Here is a 7,820-nt window from a genome sequence, read left to right as displayed (position 1 = left end):
TCTCTGCAATTCGCGGTCAAATCGGTCTGACTGCGCTCCCATCCATTACCCCACGGGTTCCACCTACAAAATAGTAAGTATTCTTCGTATCTACTGGAGGAAATAACGAGTACCTCTCGGAGATGACCTTCGAGGAAATGACGGGCCGGGATCAGTACCCCGAGCGCGACGACGAGCGTCGGTACCAGATGTGACGTACCACATCACGAGGCTTTATATGTGGTAAGGTGGCCAGCCCCCCCTGTGACGGAGGAGACAGCCTCGCGCTGAACAGCGGGTGTTCGGGACCTCGGCGCGAGAACGTAATCAAGAGGGGGACCGACTGTTCGCCACGATGCTTCGAGAGCGCCAGTGATCAACAGAGTAGCCGACCTGATGACCGCCTGGCCGAACCCGTCATCTCGCTCGACTGTCTGGATCGAGCGAGGCTTCGGCTACTCGGATCGGTAGCGCAGGACTTTATCACGACGAGTCACGGACTTCGACTATGGACACTGAGGAAGTCGAAACGCGGATCGAAGCGGGGATCGACGACGCCGAGGCCAGCGTCACGCTTCCGCGTGTTCCCGACGAGAACCACGAGGACGCGCACTTCGCGGCTGTCGTCGTCTCGCCAGCCTTCGAGGACAAGACGCTCGTCGAACAGCACCAGATGGTCTACGACGCGCTCGGGGAGGCGATGACGACCGACATCCACGCGCTGGAGATGAAGACGTTCACGCCCGAAGAGTACCGCAACCGGAACTGAGGTGCCGTCGCTCCAAATCCACCTGTTCCGGACCGATCCGCGCCACCGAACCACCCGCGGTCTACGCGAACGTCTGTTCGAACTCCCGGACGCTCGCGTCGCTGCCGGCCACGATCAGTCGGTCCTCGGCCTGAATACGGGTCTCCGGTCCGACGTCGGTCACGATGCCCACGTCGCGTTCGATGGCCACCACGGTACTCCCGGTTCGAGCGCGAATGTCGGCCTCGCCGATTGTCCGTCCGACGGCCTGCGGTGCTTCCATCCGAACGACCTCTACCTGTTGGTCTACAGAGAGGACGTCCCGATCCTGGAGCACCCGCGACGCGATCATCCGACCGGTCACCGTCGCAAGCGACAGGACGTAGTCGCCGCCGGCGCGGAAGGTCTTCGGAATGCTTGGGGCCTCCTCGACGCGCGCGATAATCTCCGTCTCGGGCGCCAGATCCCGGATCACGAGCGTCGCGAACTCCGTCGTCGTATCGTCTGGGAGCGCAAGCACTACTGTTCGGGCGTCGGCGACGCCGGCCTCCTCGAGCGTCTCCGGTTCCGTTGCGTCGCCGACGACGTCGACCCCCGTCTGGCCCGACCGATCGACCGTCGTGTACGGAGCGCCCGCCTCCTCGAGGACGGCCGCGACGGTTTGCCCCACCTGTCCGTAGCCCACGATGACCGTCTTCCCAGTGCCGAACTGTCTGAGTCCGGCCCGGGTCATCTCCAGCAGTTCGGCCAGTTGTTCGGGGCGGCCGGAGACGAACAACACCGTTCCGGCGGTCAACTCGTCGTCCGGCGAGAGCCTGGCCGTGAACTCGCCGTGGAACCACGCGCCGATCACGTTGACGCCCGTCTCCTCTCGGATGCCGCTGTCGGCCAGGGTGGTCCCGACGAGCGGACTGCCGTGATGGACCGGCACCTCGGCGAGTTCCAGGTCGTCGCCGATTTCGATCGCCTCGTCAATCTCGGCGCTCAGCGCCGTCGTCACCTTCGCGGCGAGGCTCTCACCGAGCAGCGAGCGCGGGGAGAGGACCTGATCGGCCCCCGCCAGCCGGTGGTACTTCGCCCGGTCCGGTTCCTCGACGACGCTGAGGACGGAGACGTCTTCCGCGAGTTCCTTGGCGGCGAGCACGATGCTCGCGTCCACCTGATCGTCGCCGTCGGCGACGAGCGCCTGCGCGTCCGGTAGCCTCGCCCGTTCGAGTCCATCCGTCGATTCGGGGTCAGCGAGAATCACGCGTCTGCCGTCCTCGTACAGTTCGGTGGCCTGCTCCCGGTCGGACTCGACGATGACGAACGGTACGCCCTGTGAGTCGAGTTCGGTGGTGAGCGCTTCGACTCGCGGCGTGTACGAACAGATGACGATGTGATCTTCGAGCGCCTCCTCGAGGGCCTTCGGAACGGTCGTCGAGAAGGCCCGCTCCAGAAACGGCGTCGCCAGAACCGGCAGCGTCCCGATCAGCAGCGCCATCCCGACGAGGTTGACGACGCTGATGTAGATGTTCATCTCCGGACTCGTCCACGGCGAGTCGCCGCCGAACCCGGTCGTCGTGAACATCTCGACGACGACCTGGAGCGAGTGGAGAAACGTGACCGGATCTGCCTCGTACGTTCGCATTCCCCACTGGTAGCCCAGCGCTGTCAGGAACATCACCGCCACGAGAAACACGGTATATCCGATGACGCGTCGTCCCCACGTGTTCACAGTCGCAGGTGGGCAGGCAGTCTCTTAAACGGACTGGAAGGGACTCCGGGACGGGCAGTCGAACCGTGTGTACATTCAGAGAGTTGGCTGGAGCCTCTGCACAGAGACCGACGGGTTTTACGCAACGGCCAGCCGTCGATACGCATATGTCCGATGACGAGTACCGCACCGAGCGGGACAGCCTCGGCGAGATGCAGGTACCGAAAGACGCCTACTGGGGGGCGCAAACGCAACGGGCCGTCGAGAACTTCTCGATCTCGGGGATCCCGTTCGGACGCCGGTTCGTCCGCGCGCTCGGGATTGTCAAGAAGGCAGCCGCGCAGGCCAACCGCGACCTCGACCTCCTCGACGAGAACACTGCCGACGCGATTGTCGAAGCGGCAGACGAAGTCATCTCGGGCGAGCACGACGAGGAGTTCCCGGTCGACGTGTTCCAGACCGGATCGGGAACGTCCTCGAATATGAACGCCAACGAGGTGATCGCCAACCGTGCGGCCGAGATACTGGGCGAGTCGATCGGTGACCGCGTCGTCCACCCGAACGATCACGTGAACTACGGGCAGTCCTCCAACGACGTGATCCCGACCGCGATGCACGTCGCGGCGCTGGAGGCCGTCCAGAAGGATCTGATCCCGGCGCTGGAGGCGCTCGTCGACGCACTCGCGGCCAAAGAAGCCGAGTTCGACGGCGTCGTCAAGACGGGCCGGACCCACCTCCAGGACGCGACCCCGATCCGTCTCGGCCAGGAGTTCGCCGGGTACCGGACCCAGGTGGAGAAAGGCGTGACGAGAGCCGAGCGCGTCGGGGATCACCTCGGCGAACTCGCTCTCGGCGGGACCGCCGTCGGCACGGGGCTCAACACGCATCCGGAGTTCCCCGACCGCGCTGCGACGTACATCTCCGAGGAGACAGGACTCGACTTCCGGCCAGCCGACAGCCATTTTGAGGCGCAGGCCGCACACGACGCGATGAACGAGGCCCACGGTGCGCTCCGAACCGTTGCGGGATCGCTGAACAAGATCGCGAACGATCTTCGACTCCTCGCGTCGGGACCGCGTAACGGCCTGGGCGAGGTCGAGCAACCCGAGAATCAGCCGGGCAGTTCGATTATGCCGGGGAAGATCAATCCGGTCGTCGCGGAGGCCGTCAACCAGGTGCATAAACAGGTCGTCGGCAACGACGCGGCCGTCGCTGCCGGGGCCGCCGAAGGCCAGATCGATCTGAACCTGTACAAGCCGGTCATCGCGCACAACTTCCTGCAATCGAACGAACTGCTCGCGAACGCCGCTGAGGTGTTCGCCGAGCGCTTCGTCGCGAAACTCGAAGCCAACGAGGCGGTCTGTGAGGAACAGGTCGAGCGCTCGATGGCGCTGGCGACCGCGCTGAATCCCACAATCGGGTACGACAAGGCCAGTGAGGTCGCGAAGACGGCACTCAAAGAAGACAAAACGGTCCGCGACGTCGTCGTCGAGAAGGGGTACCTCAGCCGCGCAGAGGCCGACGAGGTACTCGATCCCGGGTCGATGACCCACCGCGGCATCCTCGGCGAGGATTGAGACCGCAATCGGTTGGTCACCGCGCGGCACGCCGAGGCTGTTGCAGATTTTTGTGGCTCCGTCCGTATGCGATTGTATGGCAGGCCCGACCCCTGAAGACCTCCGGCGGACGGTCGCGGACTTCCCCGAACCTCCGGACGCCGCTGCCGTGGCACGGATCGACGACCTTCTCGATGGCACGTACAGCGCGATGGTGGAGCGCTGGCATCCCGAACTGGAACGGCTGACGACCGACTACGCTGAGGATAAGGTGTTACGCGAGCGGGTGCTTGAGCACGTCGAGTCGGTGCCCTCGCTACGCCTCTCGGACGGCGCTGCACCGCTTCACGACCGGCGTGAGGACCTGCAGAGAGCCGCGGAGGCCCGGCCGGAAGTTGCTGCCGTCTCAGCGTGGTACAACGACCTCAGAGGCCTGCTGACCGACCGGCCATCGGAGTTGACGCCGCTCGAACGGGTGTTGCACAGCTTTGGTTACGTGCTCGCCCACGGACTGTTTCTGGGTGCGACCTCGCCAGCGACGGTCGTCCGCCGACTCAGACTCGCCTACCGATCCGTCGGCGTCCGAATCGACAACACGGAGGCCGAGACGGGAGCGGAGCGAACGACGTTCACCTGTCCGTACCGGAACGTCGCGGCCGGACAGTGCGGTAAGCGATGGGTGTGTCACGAGAAACTGGACCGCGTGGACGACGGGTACGTGACGTACCTTCGCGAGCGGGGGATCGATTACCAGCGGCCGCGAGGGTGTCCGGGCTCCGAACAGTGCTTCTCGACGGTCGCCCGCGCCGGCCCGGAGCAGTGGTGGCCGAAGACGCCGCCCGAGGCGCTCGCGGGTGACCCGTGACGGGGCGGGGCTCTCCCTCCGACCGTGCGGTCGACGAGATCACGTTCACGCTCGAACAAGCCCGTCGAGTCCAGCGGAACTACGGTGCGTGGGCCCCGCTGTACGGCTGGTTTGCCCGGGCCACGGCGTCCGTAGGGGGCGTCCGCGAGGGATGTGTCGACGCGCTGGGACTCGATTCGGGCGACACCGTCGTGGACTTCGGGTGCGGCCCCGGTGTCAACCTGCCTGCGCTCCGTCGTGCTGTCGGCTCCGACGGTCGCGTCGTCGGCATCGACATCACCGGGCCGATGTTGGAACGCGCCGGCCGACGGATCGACCGCCACGGCTGGGGAAACGTCTCACTCGTCCGGGGCGATGCCACCAGGCCGCCGGTTCAGGACGCTGACGCCGTGCTCTCGACGTTCGTGACGTCCCTGTTTCCGGATCCCGAGTCGGTCGTCCGCCGCTGGTGTGCGCTCGCGGACAGCGTCGTCGTAGCCAACTTCGCGCCGCGGGGGACCCGTCCCGCGAACGCTGCACTCAGCGCCTTCGCACGGGTGAACGCACGGCTGTTCGACGTCGAGGAGGCGGACCCACTGGAGCAACTCGACGAGCGGACAGCCGCCTCGCGCCGCGCGCTCGAAACCGAGATGGAGGCTGTCACCACGGAGGAGTACGTCTTCGGAACGATCGAAGTCAACGCGGGACGCCGGGAGCGCGACGCGGAAACTCGACGAAGCGACTCGTCCCACCGGACCGACAGCCCCGAACCCCCAACAACCGGTTGACGGCGCTTCCGGACCCGCAGTCCGTCGATTTCGTGGTAATCCCACAGTCACCGCAAAACCGACACGTTGATAGTCGGATCCGTCGATTTTCAGGTATGCAGGGTCTCCAACACAGCCGGGACCAGGGACGCGACCTCCTGGAGTGCCGGCACTGCGGCGAGACGTTCCCCGAAGGACAGGCGACGAGCGACGGCTGGCACTACGTCTGCCCGGAGTGTGAGGAAGGCCGCGGCATCGGTGACGGACTGCGACGACTGTAGCACGCGCGACACCCGCCCGGACGCGGACTGAATCATTTTTACCCCGGGCGTGCGCACACCTGGATAATGACTGCGTACGACTACGACGGTCTCGGCCTCGTCGCGGGCTTGGAGATCCACCAGCAACTCGATACCGCGACGAAACTGTTCTGTGGCTGTCCGACCGAAGAACGCGATCCCGCGTCGGCGACGCGCTCGTTCACGCGATATCTCCACCCGACGAAGAGCGAACTCGGCGAACTGGACGAGGCGGCGCTCGAGGAAAGTCAGGTCGAACGCGAGTTCGAGTACCTCGCGTACGACACCACCTGTCTGGTCGAGGAGGACGAAGAGCCACCGCACCGACTCGACGAAGAGGCTCGGGCGGTCGCGCTCCAGATCGCGGACCTGCTCGATATGGAGCCGATCGACCAGGCTCACGTGATGCGAAAACTCGTCATCGACGGCTCGAACACCTCCGGGTTCCAGCGGACGTCGCTCGTCGCACAGGACGGAGAGATCGAGACCGACGACGGTCCAGTCGGCATCGAGGATCTGCTGCTCGAAGAGGAGTCCGCCCAGCGCGTCGAAGAGCGCGGCGACGGCGTCACGTTCTCGCTCGACCGACTCGGCGTCCCGCTCGTCGAGATCGGAACGCGACCCGACATCGACTCGCCGGCGCAGGCGCAGGAAGCGGCCGAGCAAATCGGGATGTTGCTCCGGTCGACCGGTGCAGTCAAGCGCGGACTCGGCACCATCCGGCAGGACGTCAACGTCTCGATCGCCGAGGGCGCTCGCGTCGAGATCAAGGGCGTTCAGGCGTTGGATCAGATCGCCGACATCGTTCGCCAGGAGGTCGGTCGGCAGGTCGAACTGCTCGACATCCGCAAGGAACTGGCCGACCGGGACGCAAGCGTCGGCGATGTCCAGGACGTCTCAGACGTGTTCGCCGGGACTGACTCCGGCGTCATCGGTGAGGCGCTCTCCGACGGTGACTCGGTGCTGGCCGTCCCTCTCTACGGCTTCGACGGCCTCGTGGGGCGGGAGTTGCAACCGGATCGCCGCCTCGGCACCGAACTCTCCGACCACGCCAAGCGCCACGGTGCGGGCGGAATCTTCCACACGGACGAACTGCCCGCATACGGGGTCACAGCGGCGGAAGTCGAGACGCTCTCGGAGGCGGTCGGTGCCGGCGACGACGACGCCGTCGCAATCGTCGCTGCCGACGACGACACTGCCGAACAGGCGATCGAAGCGGCCGCCGAGCGCGCCGAGACGGCCCTCGAAGGCGTCCCCGAGGAGACCCGCGGCGCCAACGACGACGGCACGACGCGATATCTCCGCCCGCTGCCGGGCGCGGCACGGATGTATCCGGAGACGGACGTTCCCCCGGTCGAACTGGATCCCTCGGCGGTGGAGACTCCGGAGCTGCTTACCGAGAAAGTCGAGCGCTATCAGACGCAGTTCGGACTCGACGCCGGACTGGCTGAGCAGGTCGCCTACGGGCGTCGGATGCCGCTGTTCGAGCGCGCCGTCGAGGAGGGGATCGACGCGACGTTCGCCGCCGGCCTCCTCGAATCGACGCTGACGGAACGGCGCCGTGACGACGTCGCGGTCGGCGAACTGACCGACGAGCACCTGCTGGAGACGATGCGACTCGTCGAGGCGGGCGACCTCGCGAAGGAGGGCGTCAACGACGTGCTCACGGCACTGGCGGCGGACCCGACGCTGTCGGCCGAGGAAGCCGTCGAGGCGGTCGGCCTCTCGGGTGTCTCAGAGGATGACGTCCGTGACGCCGTCAGCGACGTCGTCGACCGGAACGCAGATCAGGTCCAGGCGGAAGGGATGGGCGCGTTTTCGGCCCTGATGGGCGAGGCGATGGGCGCACTCCGCGGCAAAGCCGACGGGGAAGTCGTCAGCGACGTCCTCCGCGAGGAGATCCAGAAGCGGGCCTGACCGTCGGCCTCTCG

General features: G+C 66.0%; 7 protein-coding genes. 6 read left to right on the top strand and 1 reads right to left on the bottom strand.

Features of this window, described 5'->3' with window-relative positions; translation table 11 throughout:
• Window positions 1–487: 487 nt before the first annotated feature.
• A complete protein-coding gene (locus tag ABEI27_RS07160) occupies window positions 488–748 on the top strand; it encodes a BolA family protein (RefSeq protein WP_375798724.1) in 261 nt (86 codons plus the stop codon).
• 61 nt (window positions 749–809) lie between these two features.
• On the opposite strand, the gene ABEI27_RS07155 is transcribed toward ABEI27_RS07160, so the two are convergent.
• Window positions 810–2,444, bottom strand: coding sequence for a potassium channel family protein (locus ABEI27_RS07155; RefSeq protein WP_375798723.1), 1,635 nt, complete (start codon window positions 2,442–2,444; stop codon window positions 810–812).
• 146 nt (window positions 2,445–2,590) lie between these two features.
• Here ABEI27_RS07155 and ABEI27_RS07150 point away from each other — a divergent pair, with 146 nt between their 5' ends.
• The 5 genes from ABEI27_RS07150 to gatE all read left to right on the top strand — a co-directional run bounded on the left by ABEI27_RS07150 (window position 2,591) and on the right by gatE (window position 7,806).
• Window positions 2,591–4,000 carry a class II fumarate hydratase gene (locus tag ABEI27_RS07150; protein WP_375798722.1) on the top strand — a complete coding sequence of 470 codons (1,410 nt, stop codon included), beginning with the start codon at window positions 2,591–2,593 and terminating at the stop codon, window positions 3,998–4,000.
• Between the two features lie 76 nt (window positions 4,001–4,076).
• Complete coding sequence (locus tag ABEI27_RS07145; RefSeq protein WP_375798721.1) at window positions 4,077–4,844, top strand: hypothetical protein; 768 nt, start codon at window positions 4,077–4,079, stop codon at window positions 4,842–4,844.
• A complete protein-coding gene (locus tag ABEI27_RS07140; protein WP_375798720.1) occupies window positions 4,841–5,611 on the top strand; it encodes a class I SAM-dependent methyltransferase in 771 nt (256 codons plus the stop codon). Before ABEI27_RS07145 ends, ABEI27_RS07140 begins: the two co-directional genes overlap by 4 nt.
• 95 nt (window positions 5,612–5,706) lie before the next feature.
• Window positions 5,707–5,871 carry an HVO_2901 family zinc finger protein gene (locus ABEI27_RS07135; RefSeq protein WP_375798719.1) on the top strand — a complete coding sequence of 55 codons (165 nt, stop codon included), beginning with the start codon at window positions 5,707–5,709 and terminating at the stop codon, window positions 5,869–5,871.
• 66 nt (window positions 5,872–5,937) lie between these two features.
• Window positions 5,938–7,806: a Glu-tRNA(Gln) amidotransferase subunit GatE gene (gene gatE / locus ABEI27_RS07130; protein ID WP_375798718.1), complete on the top strand. Its 1,869-nt coding sequence runs from the start codon at window positions 5,938–5,940 to the stop codon at window positions 7,804–7,806.
• Window positions 7,807–7,820 lie beyond the last annotated feature (14 nt).

It is taken from the genome of Halobellus sp. (assembly GCF_042218505.1).
Classification (GTDB): domain Archaea; phylum Halobacteriota; class Halobacteria; order Halobacteriales; family Haloferacaceae; genus Haloquadratum.
The sequence above is the reverse complement of the archived record's forward strand: the minus strand, read 5'-3'. Positions and strand labels throughout refer to the sequence as shown.